The organism is Paenibacillus kobensis NBRC 15729, assembly GCF_004000825.1.
GTDB classification, from domain to species: domain Bacteria; phylum Bacillota; class Bacilli; order Paenibacillales; family Paenibacillaceae; genus Paenibacillus_T; species Paenibacillus_T kobensis.
On the sequence record NZ_BILZ01000081.1, the window covers coordinates 1 to 18,056 of the forward strand.

Annotated in this window: 19 protein-coding genes; all 19 read right to left on the reverse strand. The window is 55.4% G+C overall.

What is annotated here, in order from left to right; translation table 11 throughout:
• Nucleotides 1–239: 239 nt before the first annotated feature.
• On the reverse strand, nucleotides 240–1,754 hold the full coding sequence (gene lysS, locus PKO01S_RS26350; protein ID WP_127534427.1) for a lysine--tRNA ligase: 1,515 nt from the start codon (nucleotides 1,752–1,754) through the stop codon (nucleotides 240–242).
• A gap of 157 nt (nucleotides 1,755–1,911) precedes the next feature.
• The gene (gene greA, locus PKO01S_RS26355; RefSeq protein WP_127534428.1) at nucleotides 1,912–2,388 is read right to left on the reverse strand and encodes a transcription elongation factor GreA; all 477 of its coding nucleotides are present in this window, start codon (nucleotides 2,386–2,388) and stop codon (nucleotides 1,912–1,914) included.
• Between the two features lie 211 nt (nucleotides 2,389–2,599).
• Nucleotides 2,600–3,628 (reverse strand): tRNA dihydrouridine synthase DusB, encoded by a 1,029-nt coding sequence (dusB, locus tag PKO01S_RS26360; RefSeq protein ID WP_127534429.1) that lies wholly within the window; start codon nucleotides 3,626–3,628, stop codon nucleotides 2,600–2,602.
• Nucleotides 3,629–3,728: 100 nt separating this feature from the next.
• Entirely contained in the window at nucleotides 3,729–3,941 is a 213-nt protein-coding gene (locus PKO01S_RS26365) for a helix-turn-helix domain-containing protein (RefSeq protein WP_127534430.1), read from the reverse strand.
• The gene (gene folK, locus PKO01S_RS26370) at nucleotides 3,893–4,450 is read right to left on the reverse strand and encodes a 2-amino-4-hydroxy-6-hydroxymethyldihydropteridine diphosphokinase (RefSeq protein ID WP_127534442.1); all 558 of its coding nucleotides are present in this window, start codon (nucleotides 4,448–4,450) and stop codon (nucleotides 3,893–3,895) included. The genes PKO01S_RS26365 and folK overlap by 49 nt, the downstream gene beginning before the upstream one ends.
• Nucleotides 4,428–4,814: a dihydroneopterin aldolase gene (gene folB, locus PKO01S_RS26375; protein WP_127534431.1), complete on the reverse strand. Its 387-nt coding sequence runs from the start codon at nucleotides 4,812–4,814 to the stop codon at nucleotides 4,428–4,430. The genes folK and folB overlap by 23 nt, the downstream gene beginning before the upstream one ends.
• A 27-nt stretch (nucleotides 4,815–4,841) precedes the next feature.
• Nucleotides 4,842–5,708, reverse strand: a complete 867-nt coding sequence (gene folP / locus PKO01S_RS26380) for a dihydropteroate synthase (RefSeq protein ID WP_246070745.1) — start codon at nucleotides 5,706–5,708, stop codon at nucleotides 4,842–4,844.
• 57 nt (nucleotides 5,709–5,765) lie between these two features.
• Nucleotides 5,766–6,644, reverse strand: coding sequence for an aminotransferase class IV (locus PKO01S_RS26385; RefSeq protein WP_127534432.1), 879 nt, complete (start codon nucleotides 6,642–6,644; stop codon nucleotides 5,766–5,768).
• Complete coding sequence (gene pabA, locus PKO01S_RS26390) at nucleotides 6,641–7,222, reverse strand: aminodeoxychorismate/anthranilate synthase component II (protein ID WP_127534433.1); 582 nt, start codon at nucleotides 7,220–7,222, stop codon at nucleotides 6,641–6,643. The genes PKO01S_RS26385 and pabA overlap by 4 nt, the downstream gene beginning before the upstream one ends.
• A gap of 15 nt (nucleotides 7,223–7,237) precedes the next feature.
• Complete coding sequence (locus PKO01S_RS26395; protein WP_127534434.1) at nucleotides 7,238–8,842, reverse strand: anthranilate synthase component I family protein; 1,605 nt, start codon at nucleotides 8,840–8,842, stop codon at nucleotides 7,238–7,240.
• Nucleotides 8,843–9,050: 208 nt separating this feature from the next.
• Nucleotides 9,051–9,989: a cysteine synthase A gene (gene cysK, locus PKO01S_RS26400; protein WP_127534435.1), complete on the reverse strand. Its 939-nt coding sequence runs from the start codon at nucleotides 9,987–9,989 to the stop codon at nucleotides 9,051–9,053.
• A 97-nt stretch (nucleotides 9,990–10,086) separates the two neighbouring features.
• Entirely contained in the window at nucleotides 10,087–11,019 is a 933-nt protein-coding gene (locus PKO01S_RS26405; RefSeq protein WP_127534436.1) for a peptidylprolyl isomerase, read from the reverse strand.
• Nucleotides 11,020–11,039: 20 nt separating this feature from the next.
• The gene (gene hslO / locus PKO01S_RS26410) at nucleotides 11,040–11,942 is read right to left on the reverse strand and encodes an Hsp33 family molecular chaperone HslO (RefSeq protein WP_127534437.1); all 903 of its coding nucleotides are present in this window, start codon (nucleotides 11,940–11,942) and stop codon (nucleotides 11,040–11,042) included.
• A gap of 30 nt (nucleotides 11,943–11,972) precedes the next feature.
• Nucleotides 11,973–12,758 carry a type III pantothenate kinase gene (locus PKO01S_RS26415; RefSeq protein WP_127534438.1) on the reverse strand — a complete coding sequence of 262 codons (786 nt, stop codon included), beginning with the start codon at nucleotides 12,756–12,758 and terminating at the stop codon, nucleotides 11,973–11,975.
• A complete protein-coding gene (nadC, locus tag PKO01S_RS26420) occupies nucleotides 12,755–13,618 on the reverse strand; it encodes a carboxylating nicotinate-nucleotide diphosphorylase (protein WP_127534439.1) in 864 nt (287 codons plus the stop codon). Before nadC ends, PKO01S_RS26415 begins: the two co-directional genes overlap by 4 nt.
• On the reverse strand, nucleotides 13,611–15,227 hold the full coding sequence (gene nadB, locus PKO01S_RS26425; protein ID WP_127534440.1) for an L-aspartate oxidase: 1,617 nt from the start codon (nucleotides 15,225–15,227) through the stop codon (nucleotides 13,611–13,613). The genes nadC and nadB overlap by 8 nt, the downstream gene beginning before the upstream one ends.
• Before the next feature lie 35 nt (nucleotides 15,228–15,262).
• Nucleotides 15,263–16,201 carry a quinolinate synthase NadA gene (gene nadA / locus PKO01S_RS26430; RefSeq protein WP_127534441.1) on the reverse strand — a complete coding sequence of 313 codons (939 nt, stop codon included), beginning with the start codon at nucleotides 16,199–16,201 and terminating at the stop codon, nucleotides 15,263–15,265.
• 356 nt (nucleotides 16,202–16,557) lie between these two features.
• Nucleotides 16,558–17,514 carry a nucleoside hydrolase gene (locus tag PKO01S_RS26435; RefSeq protein WP_307719854.1) on the reverse strand — a complete coding sequence of 319 codons (957 nt, stop codon included), beginning with the start codon at nucleotides 17,512–17,514 and terminating at the stop codon, nucleotides 16,558–16,560.
• 117 nt (nucleotides 17,515–17,631) lie between these two features.
• A partial coding sequence (locus PKO01S_RS26440) for an ABC transporter permease (protein ID WP_164779786.1) occupies nucleotides 17,632–18,056 on the reverse strand: 425 nt, incomplete at its 5' end.

An 18,056-nucleotide genomic window follows, 5' to 3' on the forward strand; every position in this document is an offset into this window, starting at 1 on the left:
CGACAACTTTCACATCTTAACAGATGTTATTTAGTTGGTCAAGCTTTTCTTTCGTGTCACCGTTTCGTTCAGCGGCGACTTAAATAATATAGCATAGGCGGATTACACATTGCAACCCCTTTTTTTCAAAAAGTTAAACTTAATCTCACAGCTCTATAACTAATGAAGCACTATGCTTTCAAGCTTGTCCTATAACAAAAAGAAACGGCAGGCATAAAATGCCCGCCGTTTCGCGTGTGTTACTCGCCTGCGCGATGGCGCATATGAGGGAACAGCAGCACGTCACGGATGGACGGCTGGTTCGTCAGCAGCATCACGAGACGGTCGATGCCGATGCCAAGACCTCCTGTAGGCGGCATGCCGTACTCCAGTGCACGGATGAAATCATCATCCATCTCATGCGCCTCGTCATTGCCATGTTCGCGCTCCAGCAGCTGTGCTTCGAAACGTTCGCGTTGATCGATCGGATCGTTAAGCTCAGTGAACGCGTTCGCATGCTCACGCGCGACTATGAACAGCTCGAACCGGTCTGTGAACCGCGGATCCTGGTCGTTCTTCTTCGCCAGCGGCGAAATTTCGACCGGGTGTCCCGTTACGAATGTAGGCTGAATCAACGTATGCTCGCAGAATTGCTCAAAGAATGCGTTGAGGATATGGCCCGTTGCCCAGTGCTTCTCAACAGGCACTTTGTGATCGCGCGCAGCTTGATGTGCTTCTTCGTCCGTAATTTGCGATGCAAAGTCGACACCCGTCGCTTCCTTAACGAGATCCACCATGGAAACGCGGCGCCATGGCGTACCGAGATCCACTTGCTGTCCTTGATAATCGATAACCGTCGTGCCTAGCACCTCTTCTGCGATGTGCTTCACAACGTTCTCCGTCAATGCCATGATGTCCTTGTAATCCGCATACGCTTCATACAGCTCGATCATCGTAAATTCCGGGTTGTGGCGTGTCGAAATACCTTCGTTGCGGTATACGCGTCCGATCTCGTACACCTTCTCCAAACCGCCAACGATAAGACGCTTCAAATGAAGCTCAATAGCGATCCGCATGTACAATTGCATGTCGAGCGCATTGTGATGCGTAATGAAGGGGCGCGCGGAAGCGCCGCCCGCGATAGAATGCAGCGTCGGCGTCTCTACTTCAAGGTAACCGAGCGAGTCCAAGTAGCGGCGCATCGATTGAATAATGCGGGAACGCATAATGAACGTCTGCTGCACATCCGGATTCGTAATCAAGTCGACGTAACGCTGACGGTAACGAAGCTCAACGTCCTTCAGACCATGGTGCTTGTCGGGCAGCGGCAGCAGCGATTTCGTCAGCACGACAATTTCTTTCGCTTTGACCGACGTTTCGCCTGTGTTCGTCTTGAACACAACGCCGCGCACACCGATAATATCGCCGATATCGAGCAGATCGAATGCAGCATATTGCGTCTCGGACAGCGTGTCTTTGCGCGCGTAAATTTGGATTTTGCCGGAAAGGTCTTGAATATGCGCGAACGATGCTTTGCCCATTCCGCGCTTCTGCATGATGCGGCCAGCCAGCGTCACTTCGTTCTGCTGCGCTTCAAGATCTTCTTTGGACGTGTTCTCATGTGCATTCACAATGTCTTGAGCATTGTGCGTCCGCTCGAACTTGCTGCCGAACGGATCGACGCCGAGTGCCCGCAGCTCGTCCAGCTTGTCGCGGCGAATTTGAAGAAGCTCGCTTAATTCCTGTTGTTCTTGCTGTTGTTGATCTTGTTCCATTGTTTACACTCCTAAACCGGTTGACGACGACGCAAAGCCATGAAGCCCGAGCCCATGTTCGACAGTGAATGCCAAACGGAAGACTTCGAGCTCACCCCTCGATTATGAACGAAAAAGCTTCCAAGGGAAGCTTTTTCGAAAAGGCCGTACGCAAACCTTATTTTTTGATTTCAAGAATTTTATACTGAATAATGCCGGCTGGGACGCTTACTTCGACGGTTGTACCGACTTTCTTGCCCAAGATGGTCCGGCCTACAGGGCTTTCATTGGAAATCTTATTGTTGAGCGGATCAGACTCAGCCGTACCAACGATCGTATATTCTACGACGTCGCCGAATTCCAAGTCTTCCACCGATACCGTCGATCCGATGCTGACCGTCTCGGTATCAATCTCATCGTTGTTGATAATACGAGCGTTGCGAAGCATCTTCTCCAGCGTAATGATGCGGCCTTCGATGAATGCCTGCTCGTTCTTCGCATCCTCGTACTCCGAGTTCTCACTGATGTCACCGTACCCGATGGCAACTTTAATCCGCTCTGCCACTTCACGGCGTTTAACCGACTTGAGGTTTTCAAGTTCCTCTTCCAACTTCTTCAATCCATCTTGAGTCAGAATAACCTCTTTATCGCTCATCTTGTGATTCTCCTGTCGCGTGACATATTTTCATACAACGCACTGCTACTGTATGAATTCACTATTACTTAATATATTAAGCAAGCTCATCAACATGCTCTCATCGAATGCCTGCCGGTAAAGCGCTTGCTCACATTTATATTGCTTGATTATATTGCAGTTGCAGACCAAATGTCAATCAAAGCCAGCCCCTGCACCCCGCTCCAAAAGCTTACTGCGCGGCCGCCTCGCCGTCCGCCCAGTTGGCCGATTTGGCCTCGAGAGCATCTTCGGGCAACGACTCGATGTATTGGTTGAGAACCGCCACCATTGCATCCCGGTTCGTCTCTTCCATGATCGTATCCTTAATGCGCGCCGAGCCCGGCAGCCCTTTCATGTACCATGCCATATGCTTGCGCATCTCCCGAACGGCAGTCGATTCGCCTTTCAGCTTCACCAGACGGTCCATATGCAGAATGGCAATGTCCATCTTCTCCTTCGGCGTCGGATCCGGCAGCAGCTCGCCGTGCGTCAAGTAATGCACCGTCCGGTACAGCATCCACGGGTTGCCGAGCGCGCCGCGCCCGATCATAACGCCGTCTACCCCGGTATGCTCCAGCATCCGCTTCGCATCTTCCGGCGAGAAGACGTCCCCGTTGCCAATTACCGGAATGGAAACAGCTTCCTTAACTTCTTTTATAATGTCCCAATTGGCTTTGCCGGTATACAGCTGCTCGCGCGTCCGTCCATGCACGCTGACAGCACTGCCGCCAGCCCGTTCCACGGCGCGGGCATTCTCGACTGCAAAGATATGCTCATCGTCCCAGCCGATACGCATTTTGACCGTTACCGGCTTGTCGACCGCATCCGTAACAGCGGACACCATCTCATAAATTTTGTTCGGGTCGAGCAGCCATCTTGCGCCCGCCTCACATTTGGTCACCTTCGGAACCGGACAGCCCATATTAATGTCGATGATATCGGCGTTCGTCTGTTTATCGACGATCTTCGCCGCTTCAACGAGCGATTCGCGGTCGCCTCCGAATATTTGCAAGCTAAGAGGCTTCTCCCGGTCATCGACGTAGAGCATCTCCAACGTTCTCTTGTTCCCGTGCAAAATCGCTTTGTCGCTTACCATCTCCGCGCAGACGAGCCCTGTTCCGAACTCCTTGGCGATAAGACGAAAGGCCGGGTTGCAGACGCCGGCCATCGGCGCAAGCACCACGTTGTTTTTCATTTCAATATCTCCGATTTTCAGCATGCTGCTCCATACTCCTTCCGCTATTCTCCTCGGCCGTGATATTCGTACCGGGTATTGGTCTGAACGCTTAAGCAAAAGCAAAGACAAAGACGATTCGTGCTTATGTCTTGCTGATCTTGATCAGCTCGTTATACTCAATGCCAAGCGTCTCGGCAATGCTGGCCAGCAGCTTCGGATCCGGCTTGCGCGTCCCGCGCTCCAGTGATCCGAGAACAGCAACCGATACGTCCAGACGCTCGGCCAGCTTCTGCTGGGTATATCCTTTTAACTTCCGAAATGCGCGGATGCGCTGTGCCAATTGATCGTTTTCCATCGCGTGATGCCTTCCTTTCCGTTCCGACAAGCCGTGTCAGCACTTTCCTTCACCGCTGCGTACAGCTGATTCGTCTCGGTCAGCACGTCGCGAAGCGGCACCAGCACGAATGCCCGTTCCATCATGCGTGGATGCGGCAGCGTCAGCCGGTCGGTGTCCTTCGTCACTCCATTATAAAGGAGCAGATCAAGATCGATCGTTCGCGGTCCCCATCGAATATCGCGGACACGCCCCAGTTGTTGCTCAATATCAAGAAGCGTATCAAGCAATTCGTCCGGTACTAGCGACGTACGGATTGCCGCCGCCATGTTCAGAAACGCCGGCTGGTCCGTATAGCCGACCGGGTCCGTCTCGTAAATATCCGACACCCGTTCGACGACAATTTCACAATGTGCTGCAAGCCGTTCAATGGCAGCACGAAGCGTCAGCTCCCGGTCCCCGATATTAGAGCCGAGCGCCACGTAAGCTTCTATAAGTTCCGCCGGTTCAGACGGGAACGATTGTACCATGCTCATCCCGCTTTCTGCGAAGCTCCACCGTAACGCCGTCGAAATGAATGTCGAACGGCGGATTCGGCTTCGTGACACGAACCGTCACTTCATTGAGATTAGTATAAGACTGTAGAAGACGCGTCGCAATGGCGCCCGCCAGCGCCTCAATCAGCTTGAATGGCGGACCCTCTACAATCGATTTGGTTACGGAATGAAGATCCGCGTAGTTGATTGTCGCATCCAAATCATCTTCAGCCGCAGCCTTGGATAAGTCCAGCTTCAGCACAAGCTCAACCTCGAACTTCTGCCCAAGTCTATTCTCTTCGGCGTATACGCCATGATAACCGAAAAACCGCATCGCTTTCAACGTCATCGTATCCATCGTCCGACTTGCTCCTCTTCTTCGCCTTTATCCGTGCTGCCTGTCCCGGTATACGATCGCATCCGCCATCGCCGCAGCCCGCTTCATCGCTTTCACATCGTGCACGCGCACGATTCCGCAGCCTTGCGCAATACCAAGCACGACGGTAGCGGCCGTTCCTTCGACCCGGTCGCTCGACGGCACTCCTCCGAGCGCCTGCCCGATAAACCCTTTGCGCGACGTCCCAAGCAGCACCGGATAACCGAGCGCAGCCAAGTCGGATAATCGGCCCATCATGGCGATGTTCTCGTCATAATCCTTCGCGAAGCCGATTCCCGGGTCCAGCCAAATTTGATCATTGCTTACGCCGGCCGCTTGCGCGATTCGAACGCTCTCTTGCAGATCGTCGATAACGTCGGCGATTAGATTCGTATAGTTCCGATCCGGCCGGTTATGGTTAAGAATGAGCGGGCAATTGAATTCAGCCGCGACCTTCGCCATTTCTCCTGAGTCAAAGCGAAGCGCCCATATATCGTTGATGATATGAGCTCCGGCTGCAAGCGACTGACGGGCCGTCTCCGCTTTATACGTATCGATCGACAAAGGAACGTGAGGCAGCGCCTCCCGCACGGCCCGTATAACAGGAATAACGCGGCTAAGCTCTTCCTCTCCTGGTACCGGCTCGAAGCCCGGCCGGGTCGATTCGCCGCCGATATCGATCAAGTCGGCGCCTTCATCAACCATTTGCCGGGCGCGGTTTACAGCAGCTTGCACCGAATCATAGCTTCCGCCATCGGAGAACGAGTCCGGCGTTGCGTTCAATATGCCCATGATTAGCGTCTTCCGGCCGAGCTCCAACTGAAGGCCGCCGCTCAGCCGGACTGTCCTGACCAGGGGCATGCGCGTACCGTTCATGATGTTCAATTCGTTTCCCCCTCTACAATTCGCTTCTTATAACCGTTCATTCAACGGTTACGTCTTAGCTGCAGCATCCGCCCGATAACACTCATGAAGCAAGCGGTGTACCGATCCTGCACAGCCTGAGCCTACGGTAACGGACTGTCCGTCCGCATCCGTCAGCGTCGTCACCGGCACAAGCTCCTGTATGGAGCTCGTTACCCAAACTTCATCGGCTTGAAGCAGTTCATCCCAACCGTACAAGCCTTCTTCCGCTGCAAGACCAGCCTCGGCCGCCAGCTCCAGCACCAGCTCGCGTGTAATGCCGGGCAATATACCAGTCGCCAGCGAAGGCGTGCAGAGCTTGCCGTCTCGGACGAAGAATAGATTGCTGACGATCCCCTCGGACAGCCACCCTTCCTTCGTCAGCAGCAAGCCTTCCGCTCCTGGTGCCGCCCCTGACCGCTGCAGCTCTCTCTTGGCGATAATATTATTCATGTAATGAAGAGATTTTAATCGAATATCGCCTTCCGGCGAATTCCGGACCGTCCGCAGCAGTCTGAGCTCACGCCCTTGTTCGTAGACGGAAGCCGCCGTTTCCGGCAGTGGCTTAACGAGCAGCCACACGTGGGGACTCGTATAATCGCCGGTCGGAAGTCCTAACCCCTCATCTCCCGCAGACACCGTCATTCTAACGTACGCTTCCGTCAGTCCGTTCGCTGCCATCACATCGGACAACCAGGACCGGATCTGTGCTTCATCGGGCGAGTAATGAATATGCAGCGCCTCGCAGCCTTCAGCAAGCCGGCGCAAATGCCGGTTCAGCTTATGCGCATGCCCGCCATAAGTGCGGAACGTCTCGAACAGACCCATACCGTACAAAAAGCCGTGGTCGAATACGCCGACCACAGCTTTCTCCGCTTCTATAACGGAACCGTTGTAACCGACCTTCATCGCGCAGCGCCCGCTCGCTTGGAGAGGAAATTGCGGAGCATCGTCAGGCCGTTCTCGGTAATAATCGATTCCGGGTGAAACTGTACGCCCTCGATCGGATATTCCTTGTGGCGCAAGCCCATAATCTCGCCTTCCGCCGTCTCCGCTGTAATCTCCAGACAATCCGGAAGCGTCTCGCGCTTCACGATCAGGGAGTGATACCGGGTCGCCGTGAACGGCGAAGGAATGCCTTCGAAAATCGTCTTGCCGTCGTGCAAAATTTCGGATGTCTTGCCGTGCATCAACTTCTCTGCGCGAATAACATCTCCGCCAAACGCTTGTCCGATCGATTGATGCCCAAGGCATACGCCGAATATCGGAATTTCGCCCTTGAACCGGTCGATAACCGCGAGGCTGATGCCCGCTTCGTTCGGCGAGCACGGCCCCGGCGAAATCAGAATGTGGTCCGGCGCCATTGCCGCGATATCATCCAATCCGATCTCATCGTTCCGCTTCACGACGATATCTTGGCCAAGCTCGCCCAAATATTGCACCAGGTTGTACGTAAACGAGTCGTAGTTGTCGATGACTAGAATCATTCCGGTGACCTCCCTCTAATCAGCTATATGCGTCGGCTTAACAAACCGCTCGCCTAGCTGGATCGCTTTCCATAACGCCTTCGCTTTCGAAAGCGATTCGTAATATTCGCGCTCCGGGATCGAGTCGATGACGATTCCCGCTCCCGCCTGAATATGAACGACTCCATCGCGTACGGTCATCGTTCTAATAAGTATATTAAATTCCATATTGCCGCTGTAGTCAATCCATCCCAGTGATCCGGTATACGGCCCGCGGCGCGTCGGCTCCAGCTCTTCGATGATTTCCATCGTACGAATCTTAGGCGCGCCCGTAATCGTTCCTCCCGGAAACGTCGCTGCAATGACATCGAAAGCGTCCTTGCCTTCCGCCAGCTCGCCATCCACTTGCGAAACGAGATGCATGACATGGGAGTAGCGCTCGATGACCATCAGCTCTTCAACCTTAACCGATCCGTAACGGGAAATGCGGCCCAGATCGTTGCGTTCCAGATCGACCAGCATAATATGCTCCGCCCGCTCCTTCTCCGAGGTCAAGAGCTCGCTCTCCATCGCCGCGTCTTCCTCGGCCGTTCGTCCCCGACGCCGTGTTCCGGCGATCGGCCGCGTCGCAAGGTGTCCGTCCTGCAGTTCTACCAGCAGTTCAGGCGAACCCGATACAAGCTGAAATTCCGGGCAGCGCATAAAGCCCATATAGGGCGAAGGATTCACGAGACGAAGCCACTCGTATAGCTCTTCCGGTGCCACCGCGACCTGCTTGCTGCGGCGAAGCGACAGGTTGACCTGGAATACGTCTCCCGCTCCAATATACTGTTGGATACGGCGTACGGCATTCTCATATGCGTCCTTGCCGAACGGAGAGAACGTATCCTGCAGTGCTTCGACATCGACAGCCAGCGTATCCTCGCTCAGCAGCTGCTGCCGCTGATCCCTTGCCGCCGCCCCACTAGCAGCTGATGCAGACCGATTATCAGAACCGTCTCCGAACCGGTCCATCCAATACCGGCTCATCTGCTCGGCGCGCTCTGCGGCCTGATCGTACAGCCGGCGCAATTCGGCTTCGTCACAGTCGTGTTGGACCCCTGTATGTACGGCACAATACAAAGCCCGCTCCTGCCGGTCGATAATCCATAGCTCGTCCAGTCTCATGAACAAGTAATCCGGAAGCCCTAGATCGTCGCTCGCCAGCTCCGGCAGCCTCTCAATCGTTCGTGCAACGTCATAGCTCCAAAATCCCGCACAGCCACCCGTCCACTTCGGACCATCCGGGATAGAAGGACCGGCATATGGTTTCATCCAGCGGCGTACGACGTCGAGCGGTGCACCCTGCCATATCTTCGCGGAATCCTCTACCCTGCCGCTCCCGCTCCAATCAACCGATTCGGCCGTATTGTCCTTACCTTGAATAACGGATACCGGGCGAAGCCCCAAGTAAGTGTACCGTCCATCCTTGCCGCTCTCCAGTACGATCGAATGCGGGCCTGCATCCTTCCAGCCAGCCTCCCATGAAGCCACCTTGCAGCCATCCGTCCCTTGCAGCGGCTGCTTGCATAACAGCGGCAGCGTCGTATGCCGGCACTCGGAATGCCATTGCTGCCATTGCTCCCATCCGGTGATCATCATTCTTCCAACCCCCGCTCCAATCCGTTGCAATCTGTCTATTTCGCCTAGTATACAGAATCGTTATCGAAAAGAAAAGCGAGTTCCTCCCGCTTCGATTAAGCACATATCGGCATTCCTCGCTTCTTCCAGCATGATTCGGTTATTATCCGCCAACAAAAGACCTCCCATTCCGAGGAATGGGAGGTCTTAATCGAATAATCGATCGGTATTAGTTCTCGAAGTTGAACAATGGCGTGCTCAGGTAACGTTCGCCGTTCGATGGAACGATCGCTACAACGCGCTTGCCTTTGCCAAGCTCTTTCGCTACTTTCAGAGCTGCGAAGATCGCTGCGCCGGACGAAATACCGCACAGGATGCCTTCTTCACGAGCTGCACGGCGTGCCGTTTCGAACGCATCATCGTTCTCAATCGTAATAACACCGTCATAGATTTCGCGGTTCAAGATGTCCGGTACGAAGTTCGCGCCGATACCTTGGATTTTGTGCGGGCCTGGCTTGCCGCCGGACAGAAGAGGCGATGCCGCTGGCTCAACCGCATATACTTTCACGTCAGCGAAGTTTTTCTTCAGCACTTCGCCAGCACCAGAAATCGTGCCGCCCGTACCGATACCCGCGATGAATGCGTCCAGCTTGCCGTCCAGCGAGTTGATCGCTTCGACAATCTCAGGACCCGTCGTCTCGCGGTGAACCTTTACATTCGCTTCGTTCTTGAATTGCTGTGGCATGAAGTAGCTAGGGTTCTCTTGAACAAGCTCTTCTGCTTTCTTAACCGCACCGTTCATGCCTTCCGACCCTGGCGTCAGCACGAGGTCTGCACCATATGCGCGCAACAGGTTGCGGCGCTCAAGGCTCATCGTCTCTGGCATAACGAGAATTGCTTTATATCCTTTAGCAGCTGCTACCATGGCAAGACCGATACCCGTGTTGCCGCTCGTCGGCTCGACGATCGTGGCGCCTGGTTTCAGAATGCCCTCTTGCTCCGCTACTTCGATCATGCTGATTGCAATCCGGTCTTTAACGCTTGCGCCCGGATTCTGGTATTCGAGCTTTACATAAATTTCTGCGCTGTCTTCTGGCACGAGGCGATTCAGACGAACAAGCGGTGTATCCCCGATCAGGTCTGTGACACTTTGAACAATCTTAGCCATTGATAAACTGCCTCCTTATTCCGACTAGTTCAGTTGGTTTTACCTTTTATCATCTTATCAATGCCATCTGTAAATGTCAATACATTGTTTACCTGTCTCAAGGCGAAGACAGGTCCTTAGGCTGTGCATTGTAGTCCCTAAGCAGCTTGTCCTCTACTTCTTGCAGCGGCCTTGCCAGCTCCAGAGCAACCCTTCGCCGCGCTTCCGTGCGCAGCGCATCGCCAATCAATCCGTCATGGACACGGCGCTCGTCGAGACGGATAAGCGCATAGCCGCCCTCCGTCTCGACCGGCTCCGTCGTCTCTCCGACCGACAGGCTGCGGGCGGTATCAAGCATAGCCGCTTCGACGAACGGATCATCCTCTTCGATTAAGCCGAGATCACCTCCGCTGCCCGCGGTGAAGGCGTCGATCGAATACTCGGCCGCTAGAGCGCTGAAGTCTTCCCCGTCCTCAAGCTTGCCGCGAACCTCATTCGCTTCCGAATAGCTTTGCGTCAGAATCCATCGCAGCTTCAGCTCGGTTTTGCCCTCGAATTCCGTAGCATGTTCATCGATATAGGTGTCAACCTGCGCGTCGGACACCTGTACCTCTCTTGTTGCAATTCGCTCCAACAGCAGGCGGTATTCCGCATCCGATTGAACATCCTCGCGAGTTAAACCGAGCTGTTCCTTCATTTGCTCATAATAGTCCGCTTCAGACGGATAGCCCTCGATAAGCCGGTTCAATTCCGAAGCCAGTTCCTCCGGCGTTACCGTAATCCCGTACTTCGCCGCTTCGAGCTTAGCCGCTTCACGCAGAAGCATTGAACGAAGGGTAGACTCCCCGTATTTGCGGCGCAATTCGGCGAGCAGCTCCTGTTCCGTAATTTGCTTGTCGCCCACGACGCCGGCAACCGACGAGCCGCCGCCGCTGGCCGGTGCTTTCGCCCGCAGAAACGGGACGAAATGGTTCGTCACGACGACGGCCAGCACAATCATACATACAGCCTGCAGGGCGACAACCCCCCGCAGCATCCGGTCTTTCTTCATTTCCGTTCAAGCCCTTTCGGTTATTGGAGGGGCTTCGGCTTCGCTTGTGCGAGCAGCTGTTCCAGCTGTACGCGGTCGAATGAGTACGTCTCGTTGCAGAAATGGCATACGACTTCGGCTTTTCCGTCTTCCTCTATGATTTGCTCCAATTCATGCTGACCCATGCTGATCAGCGTCCGTTCCGTCCGTTCGCGCGAGCATCGGCACTTAAACTCGATGTCCATCGAATCATGAACCGTCAGTTCGTCGCCAACGAGAAACTTCAGAATTTCCTCTAGTGTTTCGCCTTGGTCGAGCAGCGCAGTTACCGGCGGCATCACGCTGACCGCTTGCTCCAACCGTGTAATCTCTTCATCCGTCAATCCAGGAAGCACCTGTACGATGTATCCGCCTGCATGCAGAACGGTGCCGTCCGTATCGACGAGAACGCCAAGTCCGACGACCGACGGCGTCTGTTCCGATACGGCGAAATAGTAAGTGAAATCTTCCGCAAGCTCGCCCGAGACGATCGGAGAACTTCCCCGGTACGGCTCTTTCAGGCCGAGATCCTTAATAATATGGATGAACCCGTTCCGCCCGACGGCGCCGGCCACATCCAGCTTTCCTTGCGAGTTGCTCGCCATATGTACTTGCGGATGATCGACATAACCGCGTACGTGGCCCTTCGCGTCGGCATCGACGACGATCTGGCCGATCGGTCCGTCGCCTTTGACTTGAATCGTCAGCTTCTCTTCGCCTTTCATCATGGCACCCATCATCGCGCCTGCCGCCAGCGTCCTGCCGAATGCGGCGGTTGCCGTCGGATAGGTACCGTGTCTGCGCTGCAGCTCGCTGACAAGATTAGTTGCACGTACAGCGAACACCCGAATGCGGCCGCCCCATGCTGTTCCTCGTATCAAAATATCTTTCTGTGCTTCCATCATCGGATGCCTCCTTGCTTTGCTTCATTATTGTTATTGTTCTGTGCCGTTGTTTTCTTGATTCCGTTCATAAATAATGCGCAGCCCGTCCAGCGTCAGCAGCGGATCGACTTCCTCGATCGTCTCCGATTCAGCTGCGATGAGCTCCGCCAAGCCGCCGGTAGCGATGACGCGCGGCGTTACGCCGAACTCCGCCTTAATGCGGCGGACAATTCCATCCACTTGGCCCGCATAGCCGAAAATAATGCCCGCTTGCATCGACGTTACCGGATTGCGGCCAATGACGCTCTTCGGCCGCACGAGCTCAATGCGCGGCAGCTTCGCAGCGCGCTGGTACAGCGCTTCCGTCGAGATGCCTATGCCCGGCACAATCGCGCCGCCGAGATAACTGCCGCTTGCGTCGATATAATCGAACGTTGTCGCCGTTCCGAAATCGACGACGATGAGCGGCTTGCCGTATTTCTCGATGCCCGCCACCGAGTTGACGATCCGGTCGGCGCCAACTTCCCGCGGATTCTCGTAACGGATATTCAGTCCCGTCTTCACGCCTGGACCAACAACGAGCGGCGTCTTGCGCATATATTTTAAGCACAACTGCTCGAGCGTACGCATAAGCGGAGGCACCACGCATGAGATAATGACTCCGCTAATGCGGTCGAGCGACAAGCCGCTGAATTGGAACAGGTTATAGATCGAAATGCCGTATTCATCGACCGTAGCGGACCGGTTCGTACTGATCCGCCAATGATGGAGAAGCTCTTTGCCGTGATAGACGCCGAGCACGATGTTCGTATTCCCGACATCGATAACTAGAATCACGCTGTTGCCCCGCCTTTCTTCTCGTTCAAATCGAGACTAATGTCGAGCGATTGGAACGAGTACGTCAATCCGCCGACGCTAATCACTTCGACACCGGTCGATGCGATACCGCGCACGGTATCGAGCCGTACGTTGCCCGATGCTTCCGTAATGACATGCGGCGCACGCGACTTCACGTAACGCACGGCCTCTGTCATAGCCTCGAGCCCCATATTGTCGAACATAATAATGTCCGCACCGCTCGTTACCGCCTCTTCGATCTGATCCATCGATTCCGTTTCAACCTCGATCTTCATCGTATGCGGGATGCGCTGGCGCGCCCGTTCCACAGCAGCCGTAATGCCGCCAGCGCCTTTAATATGGTTGTCCTTAATCATGACCGCGTCATACAGACCGAACCGGTGATTCGCGCCGCCACCGACCCGAACCGCATACTTCTCCAGCATCCGGTGGCCGGGCGTCGTCTTCCGTGTGTCGACCAGACGAGTCGGCAGTCCTTCGAGCGCGTCGACGAACGAGCGCGTCTTCGTCGCGATGCCCGACATCCGCTGCATCAGGTTCAGCGCGAGCCGCTCTCCCGTAAGCAAGCTGTGGGTGCTGCCCTCTGCCTCGGCAATGACCGTTCCCTTCGTTACCGCGTCCCCGTCACGAACGAGCGCTTCGAACGTAATAGCCGGATCGACGATCTCGAATACCAGTCTTGCCACATCAAGGCCTGCAATAATACCGTCCTGCTTCACATGAATAACAGCCTTCGACCGGCTGTCGGCCGGAATCGTCGTCTCCGTCGTAATATCGCCCATGCCGATGTCTTCCGCCAGCCAGGCGCGAATCTGCTCGCGCAGCGCGTAATCATACATGTTGGTGAACCCTCTCTTCCGTCATTCCGTATTCCCGGTGAAGCAGCGTATGCTTCAAATAATGGATATCGTCCCGCTCCGGGAAATCTTCGCGCGCATGTGCGCCACGGCTCTCCTCGCGGGCGATGGCCGATTCCGCTGCTAATAATCCGCAGGTCAGAAGGTTCGCGAATTCGTACTCTTCACGCTTCGTAAGCACGCTTTGGAATATGGTCAGCTGACGCTTCAGCTCTTCCAGCCCTTTCGCCAGCCCTTGACCGTCGCGCCGGAGCCCGACGTAACGGACCATTACCTTCTGCAGCTTCAGCCTGCGTTCCACAATTGCCTGCATCGGCACGCCGCTGCGTTCCGCTTCATACTGAACCGACGGTACGAACGTCAGCGGGCCGAGCCCTTTGATCCGCTCCACGATCCGGCGGCCGAATACGATCGCCTCAGACAGCGAATTGCTCGCCAGCCGGTTCGCACCGTGCACGCCAGTAGAGGACACTTCGCCGCAGGCGAACAGACGCTTGATGTTGGTTTCGCCGTTCAAGTCGGTCTTCACGCCGCCCATCGTATAATGCATCGCAGGCGCGACCGGAATCCAGTCTGTCGTCAGATCGAGACCGTATTGTAAGCAGTATTCGTATATTGTAGGAAAACGATGCTTAATCATCTCTTCCGACTCATGCGTAATATCGAGATAGACGAACGTCGACTTCGTCTCCTCCATCTCGCTGACGATCGCCCGTGCGACAACGTCGCGCGGCGCCAGCTCCAACTGCTCGTGATAGCGGTGCATGAACCGCTCGCCTTTAATATTGCGCAAATAAGCGCCTTCTCCGCGTACCGCTTCGGAGATGAGGAAGCGCGGTGCGCCCGGATAACAGAGCGACGTCGGATGGAATTGCAAAAACTCCATGTCGCGAATGTTAGCACCCGCGCGATACGCCATTGCGACACCGTCGCCCGTCGCCACGTCCGGATTGGTCGTGTAACGGTACAGCTGCCCCGTTCCGCCGGAGCACAATACCGTCGCTCTGCCCCGGACGAACAGCCGCCCGCCGTCAGGCCTTTGCACGATAGCTCCGCAGCATTCGCCGTCCTGTGTCACAAGGTCGATGACGAAGTGATCGTCCCACACTTCGATGCCTTCCATAGCGATCGCTTTCTCCGACAGCGCGCGCACGATCTCGAAGCCCGTCGCATCGCCGTTCGCATGCAGAATGCGGCGCTGGCTGTGCGCGCCTTCCTTCGTCAGCGCGAACTCGCCATTTTCCAAATCAAATTGAGTGCCCATCCGGATCAAATCCTCGACGCCCTTCGGCCCTTCGTGCACAAGAACATCGACCGCATCGTCATCGCACAAGCCCGCTCCAGCAATAAGCGTATCCTGGCGGTGATAGGCCGGTGAATCGTCTTCGGAAATAACAGCCGCGATACCGCCTTGTGCATAACGCGTGTTGCTGTCCATTAGCGATTTCTTCGTAATCATCAGCACCGAGCCCTGTTCGCTAGCCTTAATAGCGGTAAAAAGACCGGCAATGCCGGCCCCGATTACGATAACGTCCTTCTCGATGACTGGCAACTCGTCCAGCCGGAAGTCGATTAAATAATTAGGAATCATAATGGCCAATGCCTCCAAGATGAGAGATGCGATGCCTATTTCACTTGCAGCATGCGTTCGAGCGACAAGCGGGCTTTGTCAGCGACTGCCGGCGGCACATAAATTTGCGGTTGCATCGTCTCCAAGCATTTGACCAGTTTCTTCAGATTGTTCACTTTCATGTTCGGGCATACCAAGTATTTCGTCGCAAAATGGAACTTCTTATTCGGGCTGTCAACACGAAGCTGATATCCCGTTCCGTCTTCCGTACCGACGATGAACTCTTGGCAATCCGAGTTTTTGCAATATTCGAGAATGCCTGTCGTACTGCCCACGTAGTCGCCGAGAGCAACGACTTCCGGACGGCATTCCGGGTGAACGACGAACTGCGCGTTCGGGTGCGCCGCACGCATCTCTTCGACGTCCTTAACCGTCAACATGTCATGCGTGTTGCAGTAGCCTTCCCAGATGATCATCTTCTTGTCCGTATGCTGTTGAACATAGTGGCCCAGGTTCTTATCCGGTACCCAAATAATTTCGTCCGATTCGACCGAATTGATCACTTTCAGCGCATTGGACGACGTGCAGCAAATGTCCGTCTCCGCCTTAATCTCAGCCGAGGAGTTAATATAAGTAACGACCTTCGCGTTCGGGTGCTGCGCCTTCAGCTTCCGCAAACCGTCGACATTGACCATGTCCGCCATCGGGCAGCCTGCGCGCTCGTCCGGAATGAGCACTGTCTTGTTCGGAGCCAAAATTTTCGCGCTTTCGCCCATGAAATGAACGCCGCAGAATACGATAACGTCCGCATCCGTCGCTGCCGCTTTCTGAGCGAGCAGGAACGAATCGCCCCGGAAGTCTGCTACCTCTTGAATTTCGTCCCGTTGGTAGTAGTGAGCCAGGATGATCGCGTTGCGCTCCTTCTTCAATTGCATGAGACGCTCGCGCAGCTCACGGTTCTGCTCCGCCTTACGTTCCAGTGCCAATGCTTCCACTTTAGGTCTCTCCTCTTCGCGCGGTCTTGTTTATCCATAATATGATGAACTATGTGAATTCGTGCACATACTTTGCCGCCGATTGTTTATTGTGTGAACAAATGATGTCTATTTCTTTCGATTAAGATTAAATGTACACAAGCAGACGTACGCTGTCAATTGCTAGATCATAGGTGATGGCACTGACAAACCGCGTGACATCGGCAAAGCCGCCTATTATTGGAACGGCACGGCATTTTGCGGGCAATATCACAGCGTTACGACGGAAGAGGCATAGCAAAAAACAATCTCTCGCTGCGCGCCGGGTGATAGACGCACTCGCGAGAGATTGTTCTACTGTCTGCGGCCGTTTGCCGTCAGGAAGAGAGTTCGCCGATCGTCCGGACAAAATGCTCCAGGAACCGGTCCGAATCCACTTCTAAGCAGACGTCCATGTTCGGCTCTTTGCCCCATTTGCCCAAGAAATCGCACACCGTCCGTCCATCGTTCAGCTCGCTGCGCGTCTCGATGTCGACGTAGTAGCTGCCTGTTCGCGCCAGCGTCCGGTCGATTGCGATGCCGACCGTGAGCGGATCGTGCATCGAGAAGCCATCGCCATAGCCGCTGTTCAGCTCCTCCGCTCTCTCCAGATACGCCTTCGTGCACCGGTAGACGAACTCGCCCGCCGGATTGCCGCGAAGCCGCCCGATATGCTCGGGCGTCAGCAGCGTAGGGTTTGTCACATCCAGGCCGACCATCGTCATCCGCATGCCGGAATGAAAGACGAGCTTGGCCGCTTCCGGATCGGCGTACATATTGTATTCCGCCGAAGGCGTTACATTGCCGCCTGTCCGAACGGCTCCGCCCATAAACACGAGCTCCCGCACATGCCGAGGCAGGTCCGGGCATTTCATGAGCGCATGTGCCAAATTCGTAAGCGGTCCTGTGAAAATCAGCGTTACTTCGCCTGGCGCAGCCAATACCTGCTCGACGATGAAGTCGGCGGCCCGGGCAACGCCTGCGTCAATGCCCGCTGCTTCCGAGCCGTCGCCGTCATAAGCGCCTCCCAGCCCGTCATCGCCATGCACATGCGTCTCGTGATGGGCGGCGCGCATCAACGGCTTCGAGGCGCCGGGAATAACCGGCACTCGCCCTCCGGCACCGACAAGTTCCAGCACATATGCGGTATTGCGGCATACCAGATCAAGAGACACGTTGCCTGACGTTGTCGTCACTCCTAACAGGCGGAGCTCCTTCGAACGGACGGCGAGCATGATCGCCAGCGCGTCGTCGATACCGGTATCGCAGTCCAATATTGCAGGTCTTAGCATCATAAAGTCGTTCCTTTCCAACCTGCCTTCGCGTGCCGGCAGCCATGAGAGCCGCCGCGCGGCCAATGCGGTCTTTAGCATTAAGCCCAGAATACTCGATCGTACCAGCCGAAGCAATCTTCAGCGGCGGGCTGGCTCATAGGGCTCGCCCAGCGCTGAAGGCGGCCGCGACTTTCCAATGGCACTGGCCAGCACAAGCAGCGTCAATACGTAGGGCAGCATATATAGAATTTCCATCGGAATTTGCTCCGACCAATCGAACAGCTGCACGAAGCTGCGAAGCGCCTGCGCCAACCCGAAGAACAGCGCCGCCGCGGCTGCTCCGATTGGATGATACCGTCCGAATATCATCGCCGCCAGCGCGATGAACCCTTGTCCCGATATCGTATTGTGCGCGAAGCTGCTTGTCGTCGTCAGCGTGACAACTGCGCCGCCGAGACCGGCGAGCACGCCGCTAAGCAGCACACCGGCGTAACGGTACCGGTTCACCCGGATCCCGGCTGTATCGGCGGCGCCCGGATGCTCGCCTACGGCTCGAAGGCGCA

Excerpts from the sequence above, each read along its gene's own strand:
- lysS (WP_127534427.1), bottom strand. The coding sequence starts at position 1,754 with ATGGAACAAGATCAACAACAGCAAGAACAACAGGAATTAAGCGAGCTT.
- greA (WP_127534428.1), bottom strand. The coding sequence starts at position 2,388 with ATGAGCGATAAAGAGGTTATTCTGACTCAAGATGGATTGAAGAAGTTG.
- dusB (WP_127534429.1), bottom strand. The coding sequence starts at position 3,628 with ATGCTGAAAATCGGAGATATTGAAATGAAAAACAACGTGGTGCTTGCG.
- PKO01S_RS26365 (WP_127534430.1), bottom strand. The coding sequence starts at position 3,941 with ATGGAAAACGATCAATTGGCACAGCGCATCCGCGCATTTCGGAAGTTA.
- folK (WP_127534442.1), bottom strand. The coding sequence starts at position 4,450 with ATGGTACAATCGTTCCCGTCTGAACCGGCGGAACTTATAGAAGCTTAC.
- folB (WP_127534431.1), bottom strand. The coding sequence starts at position 4,814 with ATGGATACGATGACGTTGAAAGCGATGCGGTTTTTCGGTTATCATGGC.
- folP (WP_246070745.1), bottom strand. The coding sequence starts at position 5,708 with ATGAACGGTACGCGCATGCCCCTGGTCAGGACAGTCCGGCTGAGCGGC.
- PKO01S_RS26385 (WP_127534432.1), bottom strand. The coding sequence starts at position 6,644 with ATGAAGGTCGGTTACAACGGTTCCGTTATAGAAGCGGAGAAAGCTGTG.
- pabA (WP_127534433.1), bottom strand. The coding sequence starts at position 7,222 with ATGATTCTAGTCATCGACAACTACGACTCGTTTACGTACAACCTGGTG.
- PKO01S_RS26395 (WP_127534434.1), bottom strand. The coding sequence starts at position 8,842 with ATGATGATCACCGGATGGGAGCAATGGCAGCAATGGCATTCCGAGTGC.
- cysK (WP_127534435.1), bottom strand. The coding sequence starts at position 9,989 with ATGGCTAAGATTGTTCAAAGTGTCACAGACCTGATCGGGGATACACCG.
- PKO01S_RS26405 (WP_127534436.1), bottom strand. The coding sequence starts at position 11,019 with ATGAAGAAAGACCGGATGCTGCGGGGGGTTGTCGCCCTGCAGGCTGTA.
- hslO (WP_127534437.1), bottom strand. The coding sequence starts at position 11,942 with ATGATGGAAGCACAGAAAGATATTTTGATACGAGGAACAGCATGGGGC.
- nadC (WP_127534439.1), bottom strand. The coding sequence starts at position 13,618 with ATGTATGATTACGCGCTGCGCGAGCAGATTCGCGCCTGGCTGGCGGAA.
- nadB (WP_127534440.1), bottom strand. The coding sequence starts at position 15,227 with ATGATTCCTAATTATTTAATCGACTTCCGGCTGGACGAGTTGCCAGTC.
- PKO01S_RS26435 (WP_307719854.1), bottom strand. The coding sequence starts at position 17,514 with ATGATGCTAAGACCTGCAATATTGGACTGCGATACCGGTATCGACGAC.